This is a genomic window from Bacillus sp. 05T31, from assembly GCF_056396725.1.
Map to the genome: position 1 here is coordinate 1 of NZ_JBFTMA010000926.1, position 1334 is coordinate 1334.

At 32.9% G+C, this 1334-nt stretch carries 1 protein-coding gene; it reads left to right on the forward strand.

Annotation, left to right across the window (positions count from 1 at the left end):
* Window positions 1–1334: penicillin-binding transpeptidase domain-containing protein (locus tag AC1DJR_RS29955; RefSeq protein ID WP_477004253.1), on the forward strand; the 1334-nt coding region annotated here is incomplete at both ends.

The window sequence follows — 1334 nt, forward strand, 5'->3', positions numbered from 1 at the left end:
CTACCTATACGATTAAATATTTTATTCTTTTGTGTGTTTTTATTATTTTCTGGAATTATAATCCAGTTAGGTAAAGTACAAATTTTCGATGGAGAAACATATAAAAACGAAGTAGAAAAAAGAGAGAATGCAACTGTTAATCTTACAGTACCACGCGGCAAAATTTATGACCGTGAAGGTAATCCAGTTGTTGACAATAAGTCTTTACGTACGATTACATATACAAAGGTGAAAGGTGTAAAAGCGGAAGAAATGTTAAAAACCGCAAGACAACTTGCAGCCATAATTGAAATGCCGCAAGAAGATATTGATAAGTTAACCGAGACTGATAAGAAAGATTTTTGGATGCAATTAAATCCAAAACTTACTCAAAATTTAGTATCTAAAAAAGAAATAGATAAGTTTAGGGAAAAGGATATTAATGGAAAAGATCTAGACAAAAAAATAGAAGATTTAAAAAGAAAGCGCATCACAGATAAAAATCTTCAAGAATTAACAGCCACAGATATAGAAGTGTTAGCTATTAAAAGTAAAATGACTTCAGGTTATCAAATGGCACCTCAAATTATTAAAAAAGATGTTAGTGAAAAGGAATATACTGTGATTAGTGAAAATTTAGCAAATCTCCCAGGTGTAGACGCATCAGTTGATTGGGAAAGGCTCTATGTAAATGATGGCTTATTCCGTTCAGTTCTTGGAAATGTTTCGAATGCTGATGAAGGATTACCACGTGAACGATTAGATTATTATTTAGTGCGTGAGTATAGCCGGAATGATCGTGTTGGGAAAAGTTACATCGAACAGCAATACGAAGATGTGCTTCATGGTACGAAAAAAGAAGTAAGAAGTATTGCTGATAAACAAGGTAAGACAATTAGAACGGAAACAGTTTCTGAAGGAAAAAGCGGCAAGAATTTAACTTTAACAATAGATATGGAATTACAGAAAAAAGTAGAAGAGAGCATAGAAAAAATATTAAAGGCCTATAAAGGTTCAGAATCGATGTTGGACCGTGCTTTCGTTGTAATGATAAATCCGAAAAATGGTCAAGTATTATCAATGGCAGGGAAAAAATTAGTRRAAAAAGATGGGAAWACARAAGTWGAAGATTATGCTTTAGGTACRWTGACWAGYTCWTATGAGCTTGGATCAACTGTTAAAGGTGCGACAATATTGACTGGTTTCGAAACGAAAGCTATAACACCAGGTACTTACTTTTATGATGCGCCTATGAAGTTTAAAGGAACTAAGGAGAAAAAGTCTTGGAAAGATTTCGGGAATATTGATGATCTAAGAGCTTTACAAGTTTCTTCTAACGTTTATATGTTTAATAC